Annotated in this window: 28 protein-coding genes and 1 other RNA gene; 24 read left to right on the top strand and 5 right to left on the bottom strand. The window is 67.2% G+C overall.

Annotated elements, in window-relative coordinates:
- Positions 1–22: 22 nt before the first annotated feature.
- The 8 genes from rph (at position 23) to pepQ (ending at position 7756) form a co-directional block, all read left to right on the top strand.
- Positions 23–754 carry a ribonuclease PH gene (rph, locus tag ACR9Y6_RS17620; protein ID WP_481282462.1) on the top strand — a complete coding sequence of 244 codons (732 nt, stop codon included), beginning with the start codon at positions 23–25 and terminating at the stop codon, positions 752–754.
- Positions 751–1260 carry a GNAT family N-acetyltransferase gene (locus tag ACR9Y6_RS17615; protein WP_481282461.1) on the top strand — a complete coding sequence of 170 codons (510 nt, stop codon included), beginning with the start codon at positions 751–753 and terminating at the stop codon, positions 1258–1260. Before rph ends, ACR9Y6_RS17615 begins: the two co-directional genes overlap by 4 nt.
- Before the next feature lie 4 nt (positions 1261–1264).
- Complete coding sequence (rdgB, locus tag ACR9Y6_RS17610) at positions 1265–1858, top strand: RdgB/HAM1 family non-canonical purine NTP pyrophosphatase (protein WP_481282460.1); 594 nt, start codon at positions 1265–1267, stop codon at positions 1856–1858.
- On the top strand, positions 1855–3012 hold the full coding sequence (gene hemW, locus ACR9Y6_RS17605) for a radical SAM family heme chaperone HemW (RefSeq protein ID WP_481282459.1): 1158 nt from the start codon (positions 1855–1857) through the stop codon (positions 3010–3012). The genes rdgB and hemW overlap by 4 nt, the downstream gene beginning before the upstream one ends.
- Positions 3013–3125: 113 nt before the next feature.
- On the top strand, positions 3126–5333 hold the full coding sequence (locus tag ACR9Y6_RS17600; RefSeq protein WP_481282458.1) for a DUF1631 family protein: 2208 nt from the start codon (positions 3126–3128) through the stop codon (positions 5331–5333).
- A complete protein-coding gene (locus ACR9Y6_RS17595; protein WP_481282457.1) occupies positions 5330–5677 on the top strand; it encodes a PilZ domain-containing protein in 348 nt (115 codons plus the stop codon). The genes ACR9Y6_RS17600 and ACR9Y6_RS17595 overlap by 4 nt, the downstream gene beginning before the upstream one ends.
- A 57-nt stretch (positions 5678–5734) precedes the next feature.
- Positions 5735–6349, top strand: coding sequence for a hypothetical protein (locus ACR9Y6_RS17590; RefSeq protein WP_481282456.1), 615 nt, complete (start codon positions 5735–5737; stop codon positions 6347–6349).
- 75 nt (positions 6350–6424) lie between these two features.
- Entirely contained in the window at positions 6425–7756 is a 1332-nt protein-coding gene (gene pepQ, locus ACR9Y6_RS17585) for a Xaa-Pro dipeptidase (protein WP_481282455.1), read from the top strand.
- Here pepQ and ACR9Y6_RS17580 read toward each other — a convergent pair.
- A complete protein-coding gene (locus tag ACR9Y6_RS17580; RefSeq protein WP_481282454.1) occupies positions 7741–8811 on the bottom strand; it encodes an acyltransferase family protein in 1071 nt (356 codons plus the stop codon). The genes pepQ and ACR9Y6_RS17580 overlap by 16 nt on opposite strands.
- Before the next feature lie 138 nt (positions 8812–8949).
- Here ACR9Y6_RS17580 and cydP point away from each other — a divergent pair, with 138 nt between their 5' ends.
- From cydP to cydX, 4 genes are read left to right on the top strand one after another with little or no spacing between them, the layout of a single operon-like run.
- Entirely contained in the window at positions 8950–9168 is a 219-nt protein-coding gene (gene cydP / locus ACR9Y6_RS17575; RefSeq protein WP_481282453.1) for a cytochrome oxidase putative small subunit CydP, read from the top strand.
- Entirely contained in the window at positions 9168–10736 is a 1569-nt protein-coding gene (locus tag ACR9Y6_RS17570) for a cytochrome ubiquinol oxidase subunit I (RefSeq protein WP_481282752.1), read from the top strand. The genes cydP and ACR9Y6_RS17570 overlap by 1 nt, the downstream gene beginning before the upstream one ends.
- An 11-nt stretch (positions 10737–10747) precedes the next feature.
- Positions 10748–11878, top strand: coding sequence for a cytochrome d ubiquinol oxidase subunit II (gene cydB / locus ACR9Y6_RS17565; protein WP_481282452.1), 1131 nt, complete (start codon positions 10748–10750; stop codon positions 11876–11878).
- A 12-nt stretch (positions 11879–11890) separates the two neighbouring features.
- Positions 11891–12028 carry a cytochrome bd-I oxidase subunit CydX gene (gene cydX, locus ACR9Y6_RS17560; protein ID WP_481282451.1) on the top strand — a complete coding sequence of 46 codons (138 nt, stop codon included), beginning with the start codon at positions 11891–11893 and terminating at the stop codon, positions 12026–12028.
- A gap of 242 nt (positions 12029–12270) precedes the next feature.
- On the opposite strand, the gene ACR9Y6_RS17555 is transcribed toward cydX, so the two are convergent.
- A complete protein-coding gene (locus tag ACR9Y6_RS17555) occupies positions 12271–13563 on the bottom strand; it encodes an aminopeptidase P N-terminal domain-containing protein (protein ID WP_481282450.1) in 1293 nt (430 codons plus the stop codon).
- Positions 13560–14126, bottom strand: a complete 567-nt coding sequence (locus ACR9Y6_RS17550) for a UPF0149 family protein (protein ID WP_481282449.1) — start codon at positions 14124–14126, stop codon at positions 13560–13562. Before ACR9Y6_RS17550 ends, ACR9Y6_RS17555 begins: the two co-directional genes overlap by 4 nt.
- A 116-nt stretch (positions 14127–14242) precedes the next feature.
- Here ACR9Y6_RS17550 and ACR9Y6_RS17545 point away from each other — a divergent pair, with 116 nt between their 5' ends.
- The 11 genes from ACR9Y6_RS17545 to ACR9Y6_RS17495 all read left to right on the top strand — a co-directional run bounded on the left by ACR9Y6_RS17545 (position 14243) and on the right by ACR9Y6_RS17495 (position 23912).
- A complete protein-coding gene (locus ACR9Y6_RS17545; protein WP_036116258.1) occupies positions 14243–14467 on the top strand; it encodes a TIGR02449 family protein in 225 nt (74 codons plus the stop codon).
- An 8-nt stretch (positions 14468–14475) separates the two neighbouring features.
- Positions 14476–14784, top strand: coding sequence for a cell division protein ZapA (locus ACR9Y6_RS17540; RefSeq protein WP_167031288.1), 309 nt, complete (start codon positions 14476–14478; stop codon positions 14782–14784).
- Positions 14785–14791: 7 nt separating this feature from the next.
- A non-coding RNA gene (ssrS, locus tag ACR9Y6_RS17535) (6S RNA) lies at positions 14792–14974 on the top strand.
- Between the two features lie 109 nt (positions 14975–15083).
- Positions 15084–15695 carry a 5-formyltetrahydrofolate cyclo-ligase gene (locus ACR9Y6_RS17530; RefSeq protein ID WP_481282448.1) on the top strand — a complete coding sequence of 204 codons (612 nt, stop codon included), beginning with the start codon at positions 15084–15086 and terminating at the stop codon, positions 15693–15695.
- Positions 15692–16150: an EVE domain-containing protein gene (locus tag ACR9Y6_RS17525; protein ID WP_481282447.1), complete on the top strand. Its 459-nt coding sequence runs from the start codon at positions 15692–15694 to the stop codon at positions 16148–16150. The genes ACR9Y6_RS17530 and ACR9Y6_RS17525 overlap by 4 nt, the downstream gene beginning before the upstream one ends.
- Positions 16147–16803: a ribose-5-phosphate isomerase RpiA gene (gene rpiA, locus ACR9Y6_RS17520; protein ID WP_481282446.1), complete on the top strand. Its 657-nt coding sequence runs from the start codon at positions 16147–16149 to the stop codon at positions 16801–16803. The genes ACR9Y6_RS17525 and rpiA overlap by 4 nt, the downstream gene beginning before the upstream one ends.
- Positions 16804–16899: 96 nt before the next feature.
- Positions 16900–18366, top strand: coding sequence for a DNA recombination protein RmuC (locus tag ACR9Y6_RS17515; RefSeq protein WP_481282445.1), 1467 nt, complete (start codon positions 16900–16902; stop codon positions 18364–18366).
- 196 nt (positions 18367–18562) lie between these two features.
- A complete protein-coding gene (folE, locus tag ACR9Y6_RS17510) occupies positions 18563–19159 on the top strand; it encodes a GTP cyclohydrolase I FolE (protein WP_481282444.1) in 597 nt (198 codons plus the stop codon).
- 2 nt (positions 19160–19161) lie between these two features.
- Complete coding sequence (locus ACR9Y6_RS17505) at positions 19162–20472, top strand: hypothetical protein (protein WP_481282443.1); 1311 nt, start codon at positions 19162–19164, stop codon at positions 20470–20472.
- Positions 20462–21127 (top strand): hypothetical protein, encoded by a 666-nt coding sequence (locus ACR9Y6_RS17500; RefSeq protein ID WP_481282442.1) that lies wholly within the window; start codon positions 20462–20464, stop codon positions 21125–21127. Before ACR9Y6_RS17505 ends, ACR9Y6_RS17500 begins: the two co-directional genes overlap by 11 nt.
- Positions 21120–23912 (top strand): AAA family ATPase, encoded by a 2793-nt coding sequence (locus ACR9Y6_RS17495; protein ID WP_481282441.1) that lies wholly within the window; start codon positions 21120–21122, stop codon positions 23910–23912. The genes ACR9Y6_RS17500 and ACR9Y6_RS17495 overlap by 8 nt, the downstream gene beginning before the upstream one ends.
- A 151-nt stretch (positions 23913–24063) precedes the next feature.
- Here ACR9Y6_RS17495 and ACR9Y6_RS17490 read toward each other — a convergent pair whose 3' ends face one another.
- Positions 24064–24444: a hypothetical protein gene (locus ACR9Y6_RS17490; RefSeq protein ID WP_481282440.1), complete on the bottom strand. Its 381-nt coding sequence runs from the start codon at positions 24442–24444 to the stop codon at positions 24064–24066.
- A 106-nt stretch (positions 24445–24550) separates the two neighbouring features.
- Positions 24551–25507 (bottom strand): cysteine synthase A, encoded by a 957-nt coding sequence (gene cysK / locus ACR9Y6_RS17485; protein WP_481282439.1) that lies wholly within the window; start codon positions 25505–25507, stop codon positions 24551–24553.
- A 94-nt stretch (positions 25508–25601) separates the two neighbouring features.
- Between cysK and ACR9Y6_RS17480 the strand changes: the two genes are divergently transcribed.
- Entirely contained in the window at positions 25602–25946 is a 345-nt protein-coding gene (locus tag ACR9Y6_RS17480; protein WP_481282438.1) for an EF-hand domain-containing protein, read from the top strand.
- Positions 25947–25989 lie beyond the last annotated feature (43 nt).

Raw genomic sequence — 25989 nt, 5'->3', positions numbered from 1 at the left:
CCGTGCCCAAATCAGGCCTCACATGACCTTTTCCCGTCCGAGCGGCCGCACCGCCGACCAGTTGCGCGCCGTCAGCATCGAACGCCACTACACCCGCCACGCCGAGGGCTCCGTGCTGGTGTCCTTCGGCGACACGAAGGTGCTCTGCACCGCCTCCGTCGAGGAGCGCGTGCCACCGTGGCTGCGCGGCAAGGGCGAGGGCTGGGTCACCGCCGAGTACGGCATGCTGCCCCGCGCCACCACCGACCGCACCCAGCGTGAAGCCGCCCGGGGCGGCCAGGGTGGCCGCACGATGGAGATCCAGCGCCTGATCGGGCGCTCCCTGCGCGCCTGCGTGGATCGCGCCGCCCTCGGCGAGCGCGTGATCACGCTGGATTGCGACGTGATCCAGGCCGACGGCGGCACGCGCACGGCGGCCATCACCGGGGCCTACGTCGCCCTGGTGGACGCGGTGGCGACGCTGACCCGGCGCAATGCGATCAAGCGGAATCCCATCCTCGGCGCCATCGCCGCGGTATCGGTCGGCATCTACAACGGCGTGCCGGTACTCGACCTCGACTATGCCGAGGATTCCAACTGCGACACCGACATGAACGTCGTCATGAACGACGGCGGTGGCTTCATCGAGGTGCAAGGCACGGCCGAGGGCCATGCCTTCCGCCGCGAGGAAATGAACGTGCTGATGGATCTCGCCGCCAAGGGCATCGACGAACTGGTCGCCGCGCAGCGCGCCGCCCTCGAGGCCACCCCGTGACCGTGGTCCGCGCCGCCACCGCCACCGACCTGGAGACGATCCTCGCCGTGCACCGTGCCGCCTTCGGCCGCGACGCCGAGGCCGGCCTGGTCCGCCGCCTGGTGGCGGCCGGCCGCGACACGATCTCCCTGGTGGCGGTGGACGAAGGCGATGCCATCCTCGGCCACGTGCTGTTCTCGCCGGTGACCGTGGAGGAAGGCGACGACGGAAAGGCCCTCGGCCTCGCCCCGGTGGCCGTGCTGCCGGAACACCAGCGCCAGGGAGTGGGTCGCGCCCTCATCGAGGAAGGCATCGGCGCCTGCTTCGTGCGCGAGGCACGCGCCATCTTCGTGCTCGGCTCGCCGGTCTATTACGCGGCGTTCGGTTTCAGCAAGGCGTCCAGCCATGGCCTGCACGACGCCTTCGAAGGCGGTAATGCCTTCCAGGTGCTGCCACTGACGGTCGATGGACTCGCCGGTTACCGCGGCCGCGTCGAATACGCTCCCGAATTCTCCGAAGGGCTCTGACCCGATGCGCATCGTCCTGGCTTCCGGCAACGCCGGCAAGGTGATCGAACTGGAACAGTTGCTGGCCGGCAGCGACGTGGAACTCGTGGCGCAGACGTCGCTCGGGGTCGACGATGCCGACGAGACCGGCCTCACCTTTGTCGAGAATGCCCTCATCAAGGCACGCCACGCGGCCCGCGCCACCGGCCTGCCCGCGCTGGCCGACGACTCCGGCATCTGCGTCGACGCGTTGAATGGCGCGCCGGGGCTCTATGCCGCGCGCTACGCGGGAACCCATGGCGACAGCGCCGCGAACAACGCGAAGCTCCTGCGCGAACTCGGCGGCGTGCCGTCGGAACGGCGCAGCGCCTATTTCATCGCCGTGCTCGTGCTGCTGCGCCATGCGGACGATCCCGCGCCGTTGATCGCCGAGGGCCGTTGGCATGGGCGCATCCTTGAAGCGCCGCGCGGCGAAGGTGGATTCGGCTACGACCCTCTGTTCCTCCCCGATGGCCACGACGTTTCGGCCGCGGAACTGGAGCCGGCGCGGAAGAACCGCCTGAGCCACCGCGGCCAGGCCCTGGCGTTGCTCAAGGCGCGTTTCGCCGAACTGGCATGAACCTGATCCCACCGCCGCTCTCGCTGTACGTGCACATGCCGTGGTGCGTGCGCAAATGCCCGTACTGCGACTTCAACTCGCATGGTGTACGCGGCACGCCCGCCTATGCGGATTATGTGGATGCCCTCCTGGCCGACCTCGACGCGGACCTGCGCGATTTCGGCACGGCCCTCGACGGACGCCGCATCGCCACCGTGTTTTTCGGCGGCGGCACGCCCAGCCTGTTCGCTCCGGAACTGGTCGGCCGTTTCCTCGATGGCGCACGCGAACGCCTGCCATTCGCGTCCGAAGCGGAGGTCACCCTGGAAACCAATCCGGGCACCGTGGAACACGGGCGCTTCGACGGTTACCTCGCGGCCGGCGTGAATCGCATCTCGTTCGGCGTGCAAAGCTTCGACAACGACAAGCTGCGCCGCCTGGGCCGTATCCACTCGGCCGGTGAAGCGGCCGACGCGGTCCGCCAGGCGCAGGATGCCGGCATCGGCAACATCAACATCGACTTGATGTACGCCCTGCCCGAACAGACCCTGGACGGTGCGATCGACGACGTCGATCGCGCCGTCGCGCTGGGGCCGACGCATGTCTCTCACTACCAGCTCACCCTGGAACCGAACACCGCGTTCGCCGCCAACCCGCCGCCACTGCCCGACGACGACGCCGCGTGGGCGATCCAGGAAGCTTGCGAGGCCCGGCTCGGTGAAGCGGGATACGGGCAATACGAGGTGTCGGCATATGCCCTGCCGGGGCGGCGCTGCGCGCACAACCTGAACTACTGGCGTTTCGGCGATTACCTGGGCATCGGCGCCGGCGCGCACGGGAAGATCACCGACGCGAACGGCGTGCGCCGTCGCTGGAAAACCCGGCTGCCCGCGGCCTACCTCGCCAGCGCCGGCCAGCCCGCCAGCATCGGCGGCGATAACCTCGTCGCCCTCGACGACCTGCCGTTCGAATACATGCTCAACGCGTTGCGGCTGATCGACGGGGTTCCGATGGCGGATTTCGCCGAGCGAACCGGCCTGTCGCAGGCCGTCATAGCCCCCGCCCTGGCGACCTGCGTGGCGAAGGGCTGGCTGGTCCACGATGACGCGACACTGAGGACGACCGCCCTGGGCCAGCGCTTTCTGAACGACGTGATCGAAGCGTTCATGGCCTGACCGCCCCGCGGCCTAGTCCAATCGCCCTAAGCCATAAGCGGGCCGTCGATGCGCTGGCGCCTGCATGGGATGGACTCCTAAACTCGCAGGCAAGGTCGGGGAGGACCTCTCGAATGACTGCAGGTACGCAACCGCCGTACGGCCGGACGGGACCGCATCCCGTCGCCCTGTCGCCGCGTGCGGAACGCGAAGCGCAGCAGGGGCTTTCGCTGTGCCTGACCTGGCTGGACATGCCCTTGCGCGACTCGCTGCGCGATTTCGACCAGCGCCTGTTCGCCGCCGCGGAAAGCAGCCGCAACCATCTCGAACAACAGGCCTGCTTCGAAAGCCGGACTATCGTCGAACGCGATGGCCCGGGCTTCAGGAACCGGTTCGCCGCCCATCTGTCCGAGCGCTTCCGCCGGCTCGGCGACATGGGCGAACAGAAGGCTTCCACCGCGGGCGAACACCTGACGCTCAGCCTGGTCGATCCCGAGGAGCAGGAACAGGCCGACGCGCTGGCGAGCATGGCGGCGCGCGGCGAAGCGCGCAGCGCCAGCAGCCTGTTCGAACTCGGCTACCGGCTCGCGGTATTGGCCGGCACGCCTCCATTGGAGGGCGAGGCCCTGCCCGCCGGTCCACGAGCGCTCATCGCCGCGCTGAAGGACGCTGTCATGCCGATGCCCTTGTCGATCGCGCACAGGCTGCTCCTGTTCCACGCGGTGGATGCGCGCGTGCTCGGCCACGGCGAGGCCTTCTACGGCGCACTCAACGAACATTTCCGCACGCGCGGCATCTTGCCGGGCTTCCGCGTCTACCCGAACGTGCGTGTCAGCCCGGCGCCCGCCACCGACCGCCGCGCGAACGCCACCGAGCCAGGCGCCGGCGGCCCGCCGCCCGATGCGGGCGCCGCCACGCTCGTCGAAGGCCATATCGGTGTACTGGAGGGCCTGCGCAGCCTGCTCGCCCGGCGCATGGAAACCGGACGCGGCGCGGGTTTCGCACCGGGCCGGCTGGCGTCGGACGACGAGTTGCAGACCGCCCTGCTCGCCCTGCAGGGCCATGTCGTCGACGTCACCGACGCGGCGCAACGCGAGATCCGCAGCGCGCAGGCGCTGCGCGACGAATTGATCCATCAGTTGAACCGCGCGCGTCCGGCCGGTTCACCGCCCGCCGAACTCACCCTCGAGCAAGGCGACACCGTCGAACTCACCGCGCGCCTGTTCCAGAGCCTGGGCCAGCAGCTCGGCGCGGCAAGCCCCGGTCACGCCGTCCTCGGCGGCCTGCAGTGGCCCATGTTGCGCGCGGCGGTGAACGATCGCGGTTTCTTCGACCAGCCCGAGCACCCCGCGCGCCAGTTGCTCGATACCGTGAGCGAGGCGGCGCACCACTGGCTCGACCCGGCCGAAGGCGAACCGGACGCGGCCCTGGTCCACCGCCTCGAACGACTGGTCGTGGAAGCCAGCCACGCCCAGGTGATCGACCCCGCATGGCGGGCCGACATCGAGCAACAGATCGCCCTGTTGTCGCGCAAGGCGCATGTCGCCGAGCGACGCCAGATCGAAGCCATGGAAGGACGCGACCGGCTGGAACGGGCACGCCAGCGCGCCACCGACATCATGGCCGAACGCATGGTCCGCGGCGCCGCACCGCGGGGCGTACTGCGCATCCTGCTCGAACGCACATGGGCCGACGTGCTCGCCCTGCATATCCTGCGAGGCGGCGAGAACGGCGAGGCCTTCCTCTATTGCCTGGGCGTCACCGACCAGTTGCTCGGCCGGCGGCCCATTCCCGACGCGCGCAAGCTGCGCCAGGACGTGGAGCGCGGGCTGGAGCACCTGGGCATGCATCCCTCTGAAGCCGCCCAGGTCGCGGCCGGCCTGTTCGATGGCCCCGCGCGGCATGGCGACGATAGCCTGACACCCACGGATGTCGCCGTGCGGCTCAAGCAGCGTCCACGCCTGGGCGAAGGCACCGCGCACGGCGAGCCCGCGGGCCCCGTGCGGCCGACCCCGCTCGATCCGGCCGCGCGCGCCGTGTACGACGGCCTCGCCAGCCTGCGTTTCGGCACCTGGTTCGAGTTCGTCCAGGCCGACGGCGGCATCGCCTTGCGCAAGCTCGCGTGGTTCTCCCCGACCACCGGCCGCTGCCTGTTCGTGAACCAGCGCGGTGGCCGCGGCGAGGACATGGATCTCACCCGCCTCGCCCGGCTGATCGCCAAGGGTGACGCGCGCGAATGGAAGGAACAGAAGATGTCCATCGTCGACCGCGCATGGCAGGCGGTGGCACGCAACCTCCGCCGCGAAGGCGCAGGCGATACACGCCAGGCGGGCCGCGCATGAAATCCGGATTCGAACAACGCCGCGCGCCGCGCAAGCGGGCCAGCTCGCCGATGCCGGTGATCGACGTCATGAGCGAAGGCGTGGTCGGTCAGCTCGGCAACCTCTCGGCCACCGGCCTGATGCTGCTCGTCGGCCATGCGCCGCGCAGTGGCGTGGTGCAACAGGTGGTCTTCACCCTTCCCGATGCCCAACATCGCGAACACAGGGTCGAAATCGGCATCCAGGAGCAGTGGCACGAACCGGCCGCGTCTGCGGGACAGTACTGGGCCGGATACCGTATCGTCGCGGCGAGTGAAGACGACGTGCGCGCCATCGACGAATGGATCGGACCACCCGCGGACTGAACGGAAGGCTCTCCCATGCTTTACGACGCCCCACATGGAGGACCACCATCGCTTCTCATGAGCGATGCCACCACCATCCTGGTCGACACCGACCTCGAGCGAGACGACGCCGCGGCGGCCGCGACCAGCCTGTACCTGCACCTCGTCGGGGACGGCACCATTTCACCCCTGCCCACCGGCGACGAGGAAACGCGGTTCCGCGTGCTCGACGAGCGGCTCGTGGCCGACACCGGGATCCGGGCCATCGGCCTGCATGCCAGCGGACACCGCTGGTGCGAGGACGGCAACGGCGGCGCGCGGATGGTGGACGGCGGCCGCGAGAACGGGATCTTCTGCCGCTACGACGGCGGCTTCGTCATCCGCTGTCCCGAATGCCGGGAGACACTGGCCCCCGGCGACGAGGGCAGCGAAGCCCTGGAGGAAGCACTCGCGGTATGGTGCGACGCGCCCGATTCCGCCTATGTGGCCTGTCCTTCCTGCGCCACATGGACGCCCCTGCACCTGTGGCGGTCGCCCGCCAACGATTTCGCCGTGGGCCACTTCGCCATCACCTTGTACGGCGCGCACCTCAAGGGCCTCACCCGCGACGGCGACGAACATGCCGCCACCGCGTTGCGACAGCGCCTGGGCGATATCGCCGGCGACTACACCGTGGTGTTCGCCAAGGCCTGAATGGCGTTCCGGGGTTGGCGATGGGCCGGCGGAGGCGCACCATTGCGGTTTGCCCCACGCCCCCGGAGACTCCCGATGAACGATGCGCTGGCCGCGCTTTATCCGCAGCACCTCGCCACCTTGCGCGAGCGCACCGATACCGCGCTTGCGCGCGGCGGTTTCGACCACCTGGTGGTACCGGCCGGCCGCCCGATCACCAAATTCCTGGACGACCAGGATTACCCGTTCGTCACCAACCCCCATTTCAAGCACTGGCTGCCGCTGACCGACGCCCCCGGAAGCTGGCTGGTCTACACGCCCGGCGAGAAGCCGAAACTCGTGTTCCTCCAGCCACGCGATTACTGGCACGTCGTGCCCGAGGCACCCTCCGGCTACTGGGTCGATCATTTCGACATCGTCGTGGTGCGCAAGCCCGCGGACGCCATCGCCGAGCTTCCGGCCGCCCTCTCGCGTTGCGCCATCATCGGCGACCAGTTCTGCAACCTGCAGGACGTGTGCGCGAACAACCCGGCCGCGGTGATCGACCACCTGCACTACCACCGTGCGTACAAGACGCCGTACGAACTCGAGCTGATGCGCGAAGCCAGCCGGCGCGGCACGCGCGGCCACCGCGCCGCCGAGCGAGCCTTCCGTGACGGCGAAAGCGAACTGGGCATCCACCTCGCCTACCTCACCGCCGTGGGCCAGATCGATGCCGAACTGCCCTACGCCAGCATCGTCGGCCTCAACGAGCACGGCGCGGTGCTGCACTACACGAACTTCGACCGCAAGGCGCCGGCCGAAAGCCGCGCCTTCCTGATCGACGCAGGCGCCAGCGCCGCGGGTTACGCCAGCGACATCACGCGCACGTACGCGGGTGCGCACGCGAGCGAATTCCAGGCCCTGATCGACTCGGTGGATGCCGCCGAGCAATCGTTCGTGGCCAAGGTGCGTGCGGGCCAGAGCTATCCGGAGCTGCATGTGCACGCCCATCACGTGCTGGCCGGCGTGCTGCGCGAGCACGGCTTCATCCGCATGAGCGCGGAAAGCGCCGTCGAATCGGGAGTCTCGGCCGCGTTCTTCCCCCACGGCCTCGGCCATGGCATCGGCTTGCAAGTGCACGACGTGGCGGGATTCCAGGCATCCGAGACCGGCGGAACGATCGCCAAGCCGGAGGGGCATCCGTACCTGCGCCTCACCCGGAAACTCGAGCCCGGCATGGTGGTGACGATCGAGCCCGGCCTCTACTTCATCGACATGCTGCTGGCCGAACTCAAGAACAAGCCGTTCGCGGCGGATATCGACTGGGTGAAGGTGGAGGCGTTCCGCAAGTACGGCGGCATCCGGATCGAAGACGACGTGGTCTGCACGGCGGATGCGCCGGAGAACCTGACCAGGGACGCGTTCGTGCTTCAGACCTTCAGGTAGATCCCGCGCCGATCCATCCAGCGCACCACCAGCCACCACACGGTGACGAAGACGACACCCCAGGCGGCCGACGGCACATACGGCCCGAACAAGGGCGTCATCCACGACGCGAAGGCATGGCGGTACAACGGGGCCGCCATGCCCAACGCGATCAGCAGGTACACCATCAGGCCCGAGCCGGCATACGCGGCGATCGCGTTGAGGCCGAAGGCACGGCCGGGCAGGCGCCAGCCGCGGCGATCGACCAGTTCGTGGACGACCGCCAGCAACGCGAACGACCAACCACCCGTCCACAGAACGTAGCTTGGCGTCCACAGGTTCTTGTTGAACGGCCACAGCCCCTGCGCCAGCCATCCCAGGACAAGGCACGCGACCGCCGCCGCTGCCAGCTTCCTTGTATCGCCCGCGCGTAACCAGGCACCCGCACGCATGCCGAGCAAGGTCGTCGCCACGGACGGCAGCGTCGCCAGGAGTCCTTCCGGGTCGTGCCCACGGCCGGTGGCCGGATCCGTCGCATAGACGAATGCCCCGAACACCGTCGAGTCCAGCCGGCTGGCGAGGTTCGTCCACGGCGCCATGCCGCCGGCCAGCAGCACCACCCCATAAACGGCAAGAAGAGCGACGAACAGGACATCGCGCGTGCGTGGCCGCGTGTGCACCGCGAGCAGGGCCGCCGCCGCGAAGCAGATCCCGATCCGCTGCAGCACGCCCGGAAGGCGAAGGTGTGCCTCGGGGATCGCAAGCCAGGCCACGAGGTTCAGCAGCAAGCCCAGCCCGACGATGCGCAGCGCTCGGCGCATGGCCGCCTGCCGAATAAGCGCCTTCGCGGCACCGGCCTCGATCCGGGGCACGATGGCCAGCGACACCGACGTCCCCACGATGAAAAGAAACAACGGAAAAACGAGATCGGTCGGCGTACAGCCATTCCATGCGGCGTGTTCCAGCGGCCACCAGACATGGCCCCAGTCGCCGGGATCGTTGACCAGCAGCATGGCCGCCACGGTCATTCCGCGCAGCACGTCCACTGAGGCGTAACGCACTTTACTCTCGGCCATGGAGGGATATGCTGCGGCAAAAGGGGGAAGTGGAAGGATACGCGGTCAGCCGGTTGCGACAATCGGCCACCGGCCGCGCGGGGCATGCCCGGCTTACGATGCCGTGCAGATGTTCGCAGGAACGAGGGAGTCGCACCGATGGTTGTCGACAGTCCACCCAGGCGCCGCCGATGGCGTGACAAGCCACTGCGAAAGCTCGTCTTCGAGCTTTCCGTGATCGTCGTCGCCAAGCTCGCCGTGCTCATGCTCATCTGGTACGTGGCCATCCGGCCCTTGCCCCGCGCGGACGTCTCGCCCGCCGGTATCGGCCGGGTGCTCGCGCCCGCTTCCGCCTCCACCCAGGGAATCAAGCCATGATCGTCGACCCCGATGTCGTCGGCCTGTCACGCCTGCAATTCGCATTGACGGCGCTCTACCACTTCCTCTTCGTTCCCCTCACGCTCGGCCTGGCCTTCATGCTCGCCATCATGGAAAGCGTGTACGTGATGACGCGGCGCGAGATATGGAAGCGCATGACCCAGTTCTGGGGCGTGCTGTTCGGCATCAATTTCGCCATGGGCGTCGCCACGGGCGTCACCATGGAATTCCAGTTCGGCACCAACTGGGCGTACTACTCGCACTACGTGGGCGATATCTTCGGCGCGCCGCTGGCGATCGAAGGCATGATGGCCTTCTTCCTCGAAGGCACCCTGGTCGGCCTGTTCTTCTTCGGCTGGGATCGCATCTCGCCCGTCAAGCACATGCTGGTGACCTGGTTCCTCGCGCTCGCCACCAGCCTCTCGGCGTTGTGGATCCTCATCGCCAACGCCTGGATGCAAAACCCCGTCGGCGCGGCGTTCAACGCGCAGACGATGCGCATGGAAGTCACCTCGTTCAGTGAAGTGATCTTCAACCCCGTGGCGCAGTCCAAGTTCGTCCATACCGTGAGCGCCGGCTACACGATGGGCGCGATGTTCGTGCTCTCGATCAGCGCCTGGTACCTGCTGCGCGGGCGCAACATCGAGTTCGCCAAGCGCTCGATGACGGTCGCCGCGAGCTTCGGCCTCGCCGCATCCTTGTCGGTGGTGGTGCTCGGCGACGAGTCCGGATACACCGTGTCCGAAAACCAGAAGATGAAGATGGCGGCCATCGAGGCCATGTGGGAGACGGAGCCCGCGCCGGCCTCCTTCACGCTGTTCGGCCTGCCCGACGTCAAGACCCACGAAACGCATGCGGCCATCCGTATTCCCTGGGTGATGGGCCTGATGGGTACGCGGTCCCTGGACGAACCGATCATCGGCATCGCAAGCCTGGTGGACGATGCGAAGCTGCGCATCGCCGACGGCATCAAGGCGTACGATGCGATGCTCGTCCTGCGCGAGAACAAGGACGATGCGCAGGCCCGGGCGATCCTCGCCGCGCATGACAAGGACATGGGTTACGCCCTGCTGCTCAAGCGCTTCATCGACGATCCGCGAAAGGCCACCCCGGCCGATATCCAGAAGGCCGCCGACAGCACGATCCCGAACGTCCCCGTGCTGTTCTGGTCGTTCCGCATCATGGTGGCCTGCGGGCTCTACTTCATCGCGTTGTTCGCCTATGCGTTCTGGCGTGCCAGCAAGCGCCGCCTCGACGGACGTGGCTTCCTCCGCGCCGCGTTGTGGAGCCTTCCGCTGCCATGGGTCGCCGCGGAGCTGGGCTGGATCGTCGCGGAATATGGCCGCCAGCCGTGGGCGATCGAAGGCGTGCTGCCGACGGCACTGGGAGCTTCGTCACTCACCGCGGGGCAGGTCTGGATCTCGCTCGGCGGCTTCGTGCTCTTCTATACCGCCCTCGCCATCATCGATGGCTACCTGATGGTGAAGTTCGCCCGCAAGGGCCCCGACGGTCTCGGCATGTGGCCGAAGCAAGCGGACACCCTCCCCGTTACCGCGCAGACGGCCTGAAGGAGAACCTCATGTTCGACTACGACACCCTGCGTATCATCTGGTGGGCGCTCATCGGCGTCCTCCTGATCGGTTTCGCGATCATGGACGGCTTCGACTTCGGCGTGGCGGCACTGTTGCGCGTGCTCGGCAAGGACGAGCACGAGCGCACCGTGCTACTGGAAACCATCGAGCCCACCTGGGAAGGCAACCAGGTATGGTTCATCCTGGGTGGTGGCGCGGTATTCGCCGCGTGGCCGCTGCTGTACGCGGCATCGTTCTCCGGCCTGTATGTCGCCATGTTCGTGCTGCTCGTGGCCTTCATCATCCGGCCGGTCGGCTTCAACTTCCGCGAGAAGATGCCCGATCCACGCTGGAAGGCCGTATGGGACTACAGCCTGATCGCCTCCGGCGTCATCGTGATGCTGGTGTGCGGCGTGGCCTTCGGCAACCTCTTCCTGGGGCTGCCCTTCCGCTACGACGGCGACCTGCGCATGTCGTGGGAAGGCGGGTTCTTCGGCCTCTTCCGTCCGTTCGCGCTGCTTTCCGGGCTGGTCAGCCTCAGCATGCTGCTGGCGCACGGTGCGAGCTGGGCGGCGATGAAGGCCGACCACGTCATCGCGGAACGTGCGGCGAAGATCGCGCGCATCGCCTCGCTCGTTTATCTCGTCCTCTTCGTGCTGGCCGGCGTGTGGCTCGCCTACGGCATTCCCGGGTACGCGATCTCCGGACCGGTGGTGGCGGGCGGGCTGTCCAATCCGCTGGCGAAGCAGGTGGCGGTAGGCGCGTCGTGGTTCACCGGGTACATGACCCATCCCGCGTTCTGGGCCGCGCCGGTACTCGCCTTCGCCGGTGCGCTCGGCGTGCAGCTGTACGTCGGCCGACGCGGCTTCGGCGGCTTCTTCTCCAGCTGCCTCGCCGTTGCCGGCACGATCCTTTCGGCGGGGCTCGCGCTGTTCCCTTTCCTGATGCCGTCGTCGCTGGATCCCGCGTCGAGCCTTACCGTGTGGGATGCCTCGTCCAGTCGCGGCACGTTGCTCATCATGCTCGGCGTCACCGTGGTGTTCATTCCGATCATCCTGCTCTACACGGGCTGGGTCTATCGCGTGATGCGCGGCCGCGTCACCCTCGAACACGTGCGCAAGTCGCACGACCTGTACTGAAGGAGCAACGCCATGTGGTATTTCGCCTGGATTCTCGGCCTGGGGTTGGCCTGCACCTTCGGCATCCTCAACGCGGTGTGGTTCGAGGTGCACTCGGACGACGAGGCGAGCCGTGCGCGTGAGCCGATGTCGAAGCGCGAGGGGACTTGAGGCAGGGCATCGCCGACAGGGTCGGCTCCCACTGGGCCAGGCAGGGTCTCTCTCATCAGGAAGAAAAGGCGGCTCCTGGTGGGAGCCGACCCTGTCGGCGATGGGGCTTGACTCAACCTTGCCCGCTGCCGCGGATCGCCGCTGAAGCGGCTCCCACACGTTCTGCTGATTTCTAAAAGGTCCGCCGATTCCCACAGGGTTTGCCGGCTCCGACAAAGTCTGCCGGGTTCCACAAGGCCTGCTCAGTGCTCCAGGGCCTCGGGGGACTTGGGAACCATCGCCGTCATCACCTCCGGAGCGCCCTTCGTCACCACCACGTCGTCTTCGATGCGGATACCGATGCCGCGCCAGCGCTCGTCGACGCGCTTATCGTCCAGGGGAACGTAGATCCCCGGCTCCACCGTGACGACCATGCCTTCTTCGAGGACGCGTGGTTCGCCGTCGATGCGGTAGTCGCCCACGTCGTGGACGTCGAGGCCGAGCCAGTGGCCCGTCTTGCTGGGGAAATAGGCCTTGTAGCTGCCTTCGGCGATGATCCGGTCGGCGCCGCCGCGGAGGATGCCCACCGCGCAGAGGCCTTCCGCGATGACGCGAACGGCGGCGTCGTGGGCATCGCCGAACGAACGGCCGGGCCGGACCGCGTCGATCGCCGCCAACTGGGCCTGGAGCACGATGTCGTAAAGCGCGCGCTGTTCCTTGTTGAACCGCCCGCCGACCGGAAAGGTGCGGGTGATGTCGGAAGCGTAGCAATCCACTTCCGCCCCCGCGTCGACCAGGAGCAGGTCGCCGTTCTTCAGGATGGCGCGGTTCGCCTGGTAATGCATGATGCAGGCGTTGGCACCGCCAGCCACGGTGGGTGGGAAGGCGGGCACCGCGCCACGGCCGCGGATGGTGCGGAGGATCTCGCCCTCCACCTCGTACTCGGCCACGCCGGGCCGGGCGATGGCCATCGCGGCGAGGTGGGCCGCACCGGCCACCTCGCCGGAACGGCGCATGAGGGCCAGTTCGTCACGTGACTTGAACAGGCGCAGGTCGTGCAGCAAATGCCCCAGGGCCACCAGGTCCTTGGGTACGACGCCACCTCCCCGTGCCGTGCGCAAGCGGCGCATCCAACCGAGCAGGCGGGCGTCGAAATCGGGTTCCTGGCCGAAATGGCAGTACACGCGCGCCCGGCCCTCGATCATGCCCGGGAGGATGTCGTCGATATCGTCGATCGGGAAGGCATCGTCCAGGCGCAGTTCGCGCGCGGCGCGGTCGGTGCCCATGCGCTCGCCGTCCCAGCGTTCGCGGTCGGCGTCGCGCTCGCGGCAGAACAGCACGGTTTCACCGTGGGCGCGCCCGGGGAGCAAGGCCAGTACGGCCTCCGGCTCGTCGAAACCGGTGAGGTAGTGGAAATCGGAATCCTGCCGGTACGGCCAGGGCGCGTCGGCGTTGCGCATGCGCTCCGGGGCGGCGGCGAGGATCAGTACCGCGTCCCCGCCGGCCATGCGCATCAGCTCCCGGCGGCGCCGGGCGTACTCGGCCGCGGCGATCAATGCAGGGTGTCGTTGGCCGGTCGGGACACGCGGCTCAGCTCGGCGTGCAACAGCATGGCGCCGGCGCGGACGAATTCCTCGAGTTCGATCAGGCTCTCGTCATTGATGTCGTCATCCGGATCGAACTCGAAATCGGCCGTTGCGATGCCGGCCATGTCCTGCAGGACTTCCTTCGCATCGTCGCTCATGCCCCGGTTGACCTCCACCGAACCGCCCAGGCCGAAGCCACCGAGGAAACCCTCGACCCACTCGCTGAGGCCCTCGGCGCGTTCCGGGATGGGCGCGTCGTCGTCGGGCAGCCAGGGCGAGAAGGTCAATTCGGGGTCGGCCAGCCATTCCTCGGTCTGATGCCGAAGGCGGGTAAGCATGGCCATTTCCTTGTCGCTCGGTGCCGGGTCGGGCTCGAGTTGCAGTGCCTCCAGCACGGAGCCATGCGGAAAGTGGCCACCGGCGCTGAGGTAACCCACCAGGGCACCATGGAATTCGCTGACCGACACGGACAGCTTGCAGCGGGCGATGAGCTCGGCGATCTCTTCCGGATCGACGGTCTGGTTGGCCGACATGACGGCTACTCCTGGATACGCGAAACCGAAGTCTAATGCAGGCGACTTCACGCCGCTGGCGCCTTCGCCTTCACGGGCTGCCGACAAGGCCCGACATCCTGTTATATAGTCCGCGCATGACGAACCCGGATGCCTTCAAGACCGAACTGGAAGCCCTGAGCGCGACGCTCGACCGGCTCGTCGATACCGTCCGCCGGCTGACCGAGGAAAACCGCAGCCTGCGGCACAGCCAGGAACAGCTGGCGAACGAACGTGCAGGGCTGATGGCGCGCAACGAACAGGCGCGTAGCCGTGTGGAAGCGATGATCCAGCGCCTGAAGGCGCTCGAGAACACGGGCTGATACCTCCTATGAATGCCACCGCCAGCGAACCGGTATCCCTGCGCCTGCTCGACCGCGAGTTCCATATCGCCTGCGCTCCGGAAGAGCGCCCCGGGCTGATCGCCGCCGCCCAGTTCCTCGACGGCAAGATGCGCGAGCTGAAATCGAACGCGAAGGTTCCCGGTTTCGACCGGATCGCCGTACTGGCGGCCGTGAGCATCGCTCACGAGCTCCTCACGCTGCGCAAGGAGCACGACTCGCAGGAACAGGTGCTGACCGACGGATTGGCTTCCCTGCGAAGAAAGCTTGATGGTCTGCTCGACGCATCGGTAAAATAGCGCCGGGCGTTCCCTGCGGTGTTCGCCAGCGCACTTTACATTTGCCTTGTTCCTACATACGACCCCGGGTCGGCTTTTCGCGACTGTTGTGCATGTCCGCCTCGTACGGAAAGCCTCGAAGTTGCGTAGCCCTCCCACCTGATCCTTTGGATCAAGGTCGTTTGGTGCGCAGCGGCATCGCGGAGAACGCCTCCTTATTTCCCCGGCCGGCCGGTTTCTGACCGGTCAGCGTCCCCTCCGCGGCACCGGAGGGGGCGGCTCGACGGCAACCTTGCCTGTGCCGTTCGGCTGAACGACCCATGTCAAAGCTACCCGAGAGACGTGAACTGCGAGCCGACCTCGTGCAGCGCCGCCGCCAGCTGAAGCCGGCGGAGCGTGTCGCCGCGGCACAGGGACTGCGCCAGTCCCTGGAGCAGTTGCCCGAATTCCTCACCGACGAACACGTGGCCGGCTACTGGGCCACGGGTGGCGAGCTGCCGCTCAACCTCGCCATCGCGCCCATGGCGGAGCGCGGCCAGACCTTCTACCTGCCCATCGTCACCAAGTCGGGTGGCAAGCGCCGGCTCACGTTCGCGCCCTGGACCACCGGCGAGGACGTCGAGGCCAACGAAATGGGCATTCCCGAGCCGAAGGCCGCCGAACGCATCATCGAGGCGAGCAAGCTTGACCTCGTACTGGTGCCGTTGCTGGGCTTCGACCGGCGCGGCAATCGCCTCGGCTTCGGCGGTGGCTATTACGACCGGAGCTTCGAGTTCCTCCGCGGACAACCCCGTCCGGCACGGCCGTTGCTCGTCGGCGTCGGCTACGATTTCCAGGAACTGGACGCGATCGAGACCGCCGAGTGGGACATCTCGCTCGACTACATCGCGACCGACAAGGAACTGATTGACTGCACGGGCGTCGACGCATGAAATACTGGCTCATGAAGTCCGAGCCGGACACCTTCTCGATCGACGACCTCAAGCGCAAAGGCATCGAACCCTGGGATGGCGTGCGCAACTACCAGGCGCGCAATTTCATGCGCGACGGCATGAAGGTCGGCGACAAGGTTTTCTTCTACCATTCCAACACGGACGATCCCGGCATCGCCGGGATCGCCACGGTGGCCTCGCCCGCCTATCCGGACGAGAGCCAGTTCAACCCCAGGTCGAAGTACTACGACGAGAAGAGCACGCGCGAGGAACCTCGTTGGGTGCTGATCGACGTGAAGTTCGAGCGCAAGCTCGCGCGCACGATCTCGCTGGAGGAACTGAAGGGGTACGACGAACTCGCCGACATGCCGCTCGTGCGCAAGGGCAACCGCCTGTCGGTGATGCCCGTGGCAAAGAGCGATTGGGACTTCATCCTGAAGCTGGAAAAGTCATGAGCCAGGACAACGAGAAGCGTCTAGCCGCCGAAACCGCCGCGTTCCGCTACGTCGGCAATGGTGGTTTCAAGGACGGCGTCATCGGCGTGGGTACCGGCTCCACGGTGAATTTCTTCATCGACGAACTCTCGCAGTACCGCGACCGCATCAAGGCCGCCGTATCCAGTTCGGAAGCCTCCAGCGCACGCCTGCGCAAGCTCGGCATCGACGTGATCGACCTCAACGCGGCGGGCCGGCTCGACCTCTACGTCGATGGCGCGGACGAATGCGATCCGCACAAGCGCCTGATCAAGGGCGGCGGCGCCGCCCTCACCCGCGAAAAGATCGTGGCCGCCGCGTCGGATACCTTTGTCTGCATCGTGGATGCGAGCAAGCTGGTCGACGTGCTCGGCAAGTTCCCGCTGCCGATCGAAGTGATCCCCATGGCGCGCAGCCACGTGGCACGCGAGATCGTCGCCCGAGGGGGCAACCCGGTGTGGCGCGACGGCGTGGTGACCGACAACGGCAACTGGATCATCGACGTGCACGGCTGGCGGATCGCCAATCCGGTGGAACTGGAAGCCGATCTCAACCAGGTCGTCGGCGTGGTCACGGTCGGATTGTTCGCCAGGCGCCCGGCCGATGTCGTCATCGTCGGCAATCGCGAGCTCTGAGACGCCCATCCCCCAGTCTGACGACGCCTCCTGTGGGAGCCGCTTCGGCGGCGACGGCTTCGCCAGGAGCCACCAACACAGGTACCCTCTCGCTCCATGACGCTCGAAACCATCCTCCTGATCGCCCTGCTGGCCGTCGCCCTGGCCTGCCTGGGCCTGCTGATCGCCCTGCTTTCCCGTGGCGGGCAGGACGATGGCAGCGCGCTTCGCCTCGACGCGCTGCGTGAGGACAACCGCCGGCTGGAAGGTGTCATCCGCGAAGAACAGCGCGCGGGCCGCGGCGAACTGGGCGAGAGCTTCGGACAATTCCGCGGGCACGTGCAGGAACAACTGCAGATCGCCGCCGAACGCCAGCATGAGCGCATCGAGGGTTTCGGCCGCCGCCTGGACCAGCTCACCGAGCGTACCGACATCGGCCTGCAATCGCTGCGCCAGGGATTGGCCGACGATTCGCGCAAGACCCGCGAGGAATCCGCCCTCACGTTGAAACATTTCGGCGAATCGATCGACCAGCGTTTCGCCGCGCTCACCGCCGAGAACGAAAAGCGCCTTGGCGATATCCGCGCCACCCTGGAAACGCGACTTGCCGCGATCCAGCAGGACAACGCCGCCAAGCTGGAGCAGATGCGCGCCACCGTGGACGAGAAACTCCAGTCCACCCTGGAGACACGGCTGGGCCAGTCGTTCCAGCTGGTGTCGGAGAGGCTGGAAGCCGTGCAACGCGGGCTCGGCGAAATGCAGGCGCTCGCCGCCGGCGTGGGCGACCTGAAACGCGTGCTGACCAACGTGAAGACCCGTGGCACGTTCGGCGAAGTGCAACTGGGCGCGTTGCTCGAACAGATCCTCGTGGCGGAACAGTACGCGTCCAACGTGGCCACGGTGCCCGGATCGAGTGAACGCGTCGAGTACGCCATCCGCCTGCCCGGCACCGAGGAAGGCACGCCGGTCTGGCTGCCGATCGACGCGAAATACCCCGTGGAGGATTACCAGCGCCTGCTCGACGCGCAGGACGCGGCCGATGCCGAAGGCGCGCTGCTCGCCGGCAAGGCGCTGGAATTGCGCGTGCGCGAAGAAGCCAAGCGCATTCGCAGCAAGTACATCGCGCCGCCGCACACCACCGATTTCGCGATCCTCTTCCTGCCCACCGAAGGCCTCTATGCAGAGGTGATCCGCCGCCCCGGGCTTTCCGAGCAGTTGCAGCGCGAATGCCGCGTCACCGTGGCGGGCCCCACGACGCTTACCGCCCTGCTCAACAGCCTGCAGATGGGCTTCCGGACACTGGCGATCGAGAAACGCTCGTCCGAGGTCTGGCACGTGCTGGCGGCGGTGAAGAACGAGTTCGGCAAGTTCGCCACGGTGCTGGAGAAGACCCGGAAACAGCTGGACACGGTACGCAACAGCATCGACAGCGCGGGCATCCGCACCCGCGCCATCGAGCGCAAGCTGCGCGGGGTGGAATCGCTGGGCGCGGACGAGTCGCAAGTCCTGCTCGAACTGGCGCCGGGCCTGGACGATACCGACGCCGAGGGCGAAGCGGCCCCCACCCCACCCTCCGAAGACTGATAGCCAGGTGGGAGCCGACCTCGTCGGCGATGGGTGCCTGCCTCGCCCCTGCCCCTTGTGGAAGCCTGGCCCCTTGTGGGAGCCGGCTATGCCGGCGATGGGTGCTTGCCTCGACCTGGCCCGCTGCCGCGGGATCGCCGGCAGAGCCGGCTCCCACTACAATGGCCCCTTTGCTTTCACCAAGGAATCCGTCCCGATGAGCGACGACGCCAAGTACCGCCCGGTCAGCCGTGAACAGGCCGAGGAGGCCGTGCGCACGCTGTTGCTGTGGGCGGGCGAGGATCCGAACCGCGAGGGCCTGCTCGATACGCCCAAGCGCGTGGTCAAGGCCTATTCGGACTGGTTCAAGGGCTACGACGAAGACCCGGCCGACTACCTGCGCCGCACCTTCGAGGAAGTGGCCGGGTACGACGAGATGATCGTCCTTCGCGACATCGAGTTCGAAAGCCATTGCGAGCACCACATGGCCCCGATCATCGGCCGCGCGCACGTGGGTTACGTTCCCACCGATCGTGTCGTCGGCATCAGCAAGCTCGCCCGCGTGGTCGACGGTTTCGCCCGTCGCTTCCAGGTGCAGGAAAAGCTCACCGCGCAGATCGCGCACTGCATCGAAGACACCCTGCGCCCGCGCGGTGTCGGCGTGGTGATCGACGCCAGCCACGAATGCATGACCACCCGTGGCGTGCACAAACGCGGCGTATCGATGATCACCAGCCAGATGCTCGGCAGCTTCCGCGAAGATCCCCGCACGCGGGGCGAGTTCCTCCGCTTCGTCGGCGTCGACCGCCGCTGACCTTGAACGGTCCGGTCGATACCACCGTCCACGACGAACGCCTGCAGGATCTTTTCCGCGACGGCATCGTCGTCGAGGACCTTCCTTCCGTGTTCCCGTTGTTGCGGGGGCGCGGCCTGCTGCGCACGTTCTCCACGTTGTTCCACGGCAGCGAGGCACAGGTGCTGCTGCGCCTTCTGGTGTTGCGCACGCTGGGTGGCCGCTCGCATGCGACGGAATGGACGCCGCAGGAGATCCGCGACCACCTGGCTTTCGTCGACCCGGTGAAACTCGAGACGGTGGTCCAGCGGCTGAAGGACCACGACCTGCTGGTCTACGACAGCGAGACCCAGCGCTACCGGGTGGGCCCGCTGGGCCGCAAGGCGCTTGGCGCGCTCGCGGCGATGCTCGAGTTCGAGAACGACGACGATGACGGCCTCGGCTACCTCACGGCGCAACTCGCCGCGGGGCAGGCCATGGGGCGCGTGTCGGTCGACGAACTCGGCCACCTGCTGTCGCGCCTGACCGAACTGAAAGAGGACTTCGACCGCGCGGTGCTGTCCGGGTCCGAACACCGTATCCGTCAGGCCGCCGAACGCCTCGATTCGGTCTGGACATGGGTGGAGAAAGGCACCGAGGTGGTCGCCGGGATCACGGAGAAAGACGACCTGGAGCCCGCCGCGCATCGCCTGGCCCAGGCCGTCGGCCGTGCGCAGAGCGCCTTGTTGCGCCAGGCCGGCACGTTCCAGCGCGAACTCAACAAGATCGACCAGCACCGCGTGCACCTGGGCCGTACCGGCCTGTCCTCGTCGGACCTCGTCGGCTGGCTGCGTGCGCAGGACATCGACACGCTGGCCGCCTTCGAGGACGGCCAGCTCCTGCTGCCCTTGCCCGCCCCCTTCATCCATGACCAGATCGCGCTCGACGTCGCCGAGTTCGAGTTGCTGGAACGCGAACGGCTCGCGGCCGAGAGCACCGCGCTGCCAGGCGCGGAAGAACCGCCCGATACCGCCGACCTGCCGATGGACGAGGAAGACCTGCGCTTCCTCGACGACTGGCGCGCCGAACTCGCGACCATCGACGAACCGCGCGAACTCGAAGACACCCTGATCGGCGACGACTATGCCCTCTCCGCCTATCGCCTCTCCTTGCTTGGCCTGCTGGGCGACCCCGAGTCGGCGGCACTGGAAGGCGGCACCGCCGACCTCGCGCGCCTGCCGCTCGCGCTGGAAATCGAAGCACGACTGATCGAGACCGACCTGCCCCAGATCGCGCTGGTCAGCGCCGGACGGCTGCGTCCGCGCGACGCCGCGAAGGACACCCATGATGCATGACGATACCGCCAGCCTGATCACCCGGCTGCTCGCCCAACGCTGGTTGCCGCGCGACGACGCGCAGGCACGCAAGGCGCTGCTCGACGAAGGTTTCCGTGAGGAACTCGACCGCCGCCTGGAAGCTGTCGGCCTCGAATTGCGCGAACATCCCTATGCCGCCTACATCGGCCTCGCCGTGGCGCGAAAGAGCGAGCGCACCGTCTTCGGCGGCAGCGACAGCTGGATATCGAACACCTTGCAACTCGACCGCGATGGCGTGGCCCTGCTGGTCGTCATCTGGGCGCTGATCGTGCTGCCGAAGCGGCAGCGCCAGGTCGAGCGGCAGGATGCGGAAGCGGCCGCTTCGCAAAGCCAGATGTTCGCCGAGGACAAACCCATACCGCGCGATCCGGCCATCTCCCCCGTGATCGCCGAACGCACCCTGCTCGCCGATTTCGGCAACAAGCTCGGCGGCAAGACGCGCGTGGGCTTCAACCTGGGCACGCTGAACCGCCTCGGCTTCATCGTGCGCCGCAAGGGCGAGGTGGCGGAGGGTCCGCTGCTCGACCTCGCCTTCGACTACGAACGCACGGCACGCCGAATCCTCGATGGCGCGCTCGGCGACCTGCTCGCGGATGCCGCCTCGCGTCCCGCCGGGGAGAACATCGATGTTTGATTTCCGCAGCCTCGAAGTGGTGCATTGGGACTACTGGCAGCGTTTCAGCCTGCCGCTCGATACCAACATCGTGACCGTGGTCGGCCCCAACGGCTCCGGCAAGACGACCTTGCTCGATGCCTTGCGCACCCTGCTCACCATCGACTGCGCCGGCAACCGCGACTACAAGAGCTACCTGCGCCACAACGGCAAGCCTTTCGCGTGGCTGCGCGCCCGCGTGGGCAACACGCCAGGCCCGAACGGCGAGCGCCCGTTCTTTCCGCTGATGGACCGCGAGGTGACCCTCGCCTGCCGCATCCAGAAGAAAGGCGGCGAGTGGACGCGCCAGTACGCCGTGCTAGGCGGCGACGTGAGCGTGGAAGAGATCGAGGCGCGCGGCGATTTCCTCGGCCTGCGCGAGTACCGCGTGCGCCTGGAAGGCGCCGGGCTGTCGCAGGCGATCCGTCGCGTGCTCACCCTGGAGCAAGGCGCGACGGACAAGCTCTGCCAACTTCCGCCCAAGGCGCTGCTCGACCTCGTCTTCGACGTGTTCGGCGACAAGGCCGTGCTCGACGACTACCAGCGCGCGCGTAACGAGCAGGCCGAGGCGGATCGCGAGCAGCACGGGCTGGAGCACCAGCTCTCGCTCATCGGCGTGAGCTTGCAGGAAGCCGAGGCACGGGCGCGCTCGTACCAGGAATGGAATGCGCTCAAGAGCGAACGCATCGAACTCGTCGCCGACATCCTGCCGCGCACGGAACTGGCCGAGTTGAACGCGGGTATTCGTGGTGCGCGCCCACAGCTCACCGGCGTGAAACGCCGCGTCGCGGAACTCGAGCGGCGTGACATGGAACTGACCCGTCAACTGGGTGAATTCGACGCCACCGGTGAAGCATTGCGTGCGGAACAGCACGAGGCCGACCTCGCACGCCAGCAAACCCAGAAGAGCCTCGATGCGGCTCGCGCGGAACTCGCCCAGAACGACCTGCTGATCAAGCAGGAGACGCGGCTGCGCGACATGGTCGCCGCCCAGGGCGGTGCCGATCACGAACGGCTCGCCGACGTCGCACGGGACGCGCGGGCCCGCGTCAACGCGCTGCAAGCGGAGGAGACCCGCTTGCGCCAGGACCTCGCGACCCTGACGACGCAGCTTTCCGCCTGGCGTAGCGGCAGGCGCTACACACCGGATTTCGAAGCGTCGTTCCGCCGCGCGCTCGACGAGGCCGGCATCCGTCACAGCATGCTCAGCGAGATTGTCGAGATCGTCGAACCGCGCTGGCAACCGGCCGTGGAGGCCGTGCTCGCGGGGTATCGCCATGTCGTCCTGCTGGACGACCCGCGTGATCGCGAGAAGGCATGGAAGCTGGGCGAGCAACATCGCTACAAGCATTTCGTCGTGGCCGACCGTACGCCGGCCAGCGCCGCCACGCGCGGGTCGTTGCTGGAGGTGGTCGAGTTCTCGGCCGCCGCGCCCGATTGGTTGTTGCGCAACCTCGATCGCATCCGCCGCGTGGAGGATGTCGCGGACGGGGCACGCGTCGGCAAGGACCAGGACTGGATCACACCACAGGGTTACTTCCGCGAACGCCGGGGCGGACGCCACCTTGGTGTCGACGACATGTACTTCGGCTCCGGCGCACGCGAGCGCCAACTGAGGGACGGCGAAGCCAGGCTGCGCGAGATCGAGGACCGCCTGCGCGACATCGCCACGGAACGCAAGGACACCCTCGCCCGTGCGAGCGATGCCGAAGCCGTATTGCGCGGCGCCAGCGCCAGCAGCCAGCTCGCCGATCGCGCCGACGAGTTCGCGGAAGCACGCGAGCAGCAGGCACGCCTGCGCGAAGACGTGCAGCGCACGGCGGACAGCCATGCGGCGGCGGAAGTCCATTACGAGGCGGTGCGCGAGAAGCGCCTGAAGACATCCAACGCGCGCGACAATGCCGCGCGCGAACAGCGCTCGATCCAGAACCAACTCGCCGACGCCGTGCGCCAGCATCATCAGTTGCGTGGCGAGCAGGTCGACCGGCTGAAGGCGTTCCGGCTGAAACGTGCCCACGTCGCCCTTGTCCATCGCACGCGCAGCGCCATGGCGGCGCTCCGCGAGCGTTATGAATCCCCCTCCGCCGTGCGCCGGGAAATCGACCGCATCGAGCGCCGCCTCGAGGAAGGTCATTGGGAGCAGGATGCGAGCGTCCTCGCCCTACGCGAAAAATTCTGGGCCGACCACGAAGGCCTGAAGCAGGACCTGGAAAAGCGCCGCGTGCATCTGGAGCGCGCGTCGCGAACCACCCACGAAGCGCGCGGCGCGTACATCCAGGTGCTGCGCAACACCGTCCGCCGCTACGCGAAGAACCTCAAGGTACTGGCCGAACTGGCCGGCATCGGCGTGGATGTCGATCTGCCGGAGTTGAGCAACGACGACCTCGCCCTCGCCTCGGCCGCATTACATGTGCGGTTCGAATTCGACAAGAAGGGCTGGATCGGCATGGACGATGGTGAAGCCTCCGGCGGCCAGCAGGTCATGAAATCGCTGTTGCTGCTGGTGGCCCTGATGCGCGACGAGGATCGCCCCGGCGGCTTCGTCTTCATCGACGAGCCCTTCGCCCACCTCGACATCTTCAACATCGACAAGGTCGGCGCCTTCCTCAAGAGCACCCGTGCGCAGTACATCCTGACCACACCGGCGACCCACAACGTCAACGTGTTCCAGCCCTCGGAACTGACGCTGGTCACCAGCAAGCGCCGCCCCGGCGCCACCTGGGCCCAACCACTGGCCGTACTGCGCAGACGCTCGAACGCGGCATAAGGCATAGCCGGAACTGGCGAATGCCTGGTAGGAGCCGGTACCCGATGCCTGGTGGGAGCCGACTTGTCGGCGATCCCGCGGCAGCGGGCCAGATCGAGGCAAGCACCATCGCCGACAAGTCGGCTCCCATAACAGCTGCCAGTACAACCGGTTAGTACAACCCCGTCTCGCCCGGAATCGGGTTGTCCTCGCCCGATCCATCCAGCGCGTCGCCACTGCTGTTCGTCGGTCGCTGCCGGGTCGGGTCGTGTTCGTCGTGTTCGTCATGCAAGCGCGCATGACGCCGGGCCAGGAGATACGCTGTCGCCAGCGCGCCAAGGCTGGCGCCGATGGCGATGCTCAAGCCCACGTTACGGCGAACACCGCGTCCTGCGACACCCATGGCCTGGGTCGCCAAGGCACCGGCCTGCCCCGCGTACTCACGCGCGGCACCCAATGCTTCGCGGGGATGATGGCCGGTAAGGGCGCCCGCGACGCGGTGCGCGCGCCCGAGGACTTCTTCGCCGATGCTCTTGCTACGGAACAGGGTCATGGTGGGTATCCTCCTTTCGAAGGGCCTACCGTGACGGGTCAGGCGTGATGGAAACGCAGTGCGTTTGTAAGCCGCCGATGATGGTTCACCGGCGGCGTCACGGTTGTCACGGCAGGCTGTTCAGCCATGCATCGTCCGACCCTTCCTCGACACCTTCGAACAAGAAGGTGGAAAGGTATCGTTCGCCAGTGTCCGGCAGCATGGCGAGGATGACGCTTCCCTCTTCCACGCCCTCGGCGTACTTCAAGGCCGCCGCCACGGTGGCGCCGGCCGACACGCCGACGAAGATGCCTTCCTCCTGGGCGAGCCGCCGCGCGGTGTCGCGCGCCAGCACCTCGTCCACCGGCAGGTTCACGTCGAAAATCTTCCGGTTGAGCACCTCGGGCACGAAGTCCGGTGTCCAGCCCTGGATCTTGTGCGGGGACCACGGCTTGTCGGCAAGCAATGGCGCGGCGGTGGGTTCGGACACGACGATCTTCACCTCGGGACGGGCCACCTTCAGCACCTCGCCCACGCCCGTGAGCGTGCCGCCCGTCCCCCAACCGGTGACGAAGGCATCCAGCCGGCGGCCGGCGAAATCCTGGAGGATCTCCGCGGCCGTCGTATTGCGGTGGTAGGCCGGATTGGCAGGATTCTGAAACTGACGCGGCAGGAACCAGCCATGCTTCGCGGCCAGTTCCTCCGCACGCTTCACCATGCCGCTGCCGCGTTCGGCGGCGGGCGTGAGAATCACCTTGGCGCCATAGGCGCGCATCAGCTTCCGGCGCTCCACCGAAAAGCTGTCCGCCATCGTCGCGACGAACTTGTAACCCTTGGCCGCGCAGACCATCGCCAGCGCGACACCCGTGTTGCCGGAGGTCGCCTCGACCACGGTGTCGCCCGGCTTCAGCAGGCCCTTCCGCTCGGCGTCGAGGATCACGGCGATGGCGAGGCGATCCTTCACCGACCCGCCCGGGTTGAACGATTCCACCTTCGCGTAGAGGGTCACGCGGGGCGGGGCCAGCCGATGCAGGCGCACGATGGGCGTGCGGCCGATGGTGTCCAGAATGCTGTCGTGGATCATGGGCGACTCCCTTGGCGAAAGGTGCAAGGGTCCAAAGGTACTCCCGTTTCCCACGGGGCGACAAACGGGCGGGGATCGAGCAGACTGCCGGCCTATGAATCGACGTCCATACGGCTTGCTGGCCACCTTGCTCCTGATCGCCCCGGCATTCGGCCAGGACTTTCCGCGAACACCCACGGAGTATCTTCACCGCATGGACGGCAATGGCGACGGCCGGATCGACGAGGCGGAGTATGTCCGTTACATGAGCCAGGGCTTCCTGCGCATGGACGTCAACGGCGACGGCGTGCTCGGCGCCAACGATGGTCCGATGCGTCCCGGTGCGAAGCCGGTGCACCTGGACGAGTTCCAGCGCAACCTGATCCATCAGTTCCACAAGCTGGACCGGAACGGGGATGGGGTGCTGGATGCCCGGGAGCTTTCGCAGCCGCCGCGGTAAGAGCATCGCCGACAGGGTCGGCTCCCACCACCACACCGGCTCC

The sequence above is a fragment of the Luteibacter sp. TLI7-4A genome (assembly GCF_056754745.1).
The sequence above is the reverse complement of the archived record's forward strand: the minus strand, read 5'-3'. Positions and strand labels throughout refer to the sequence as shown.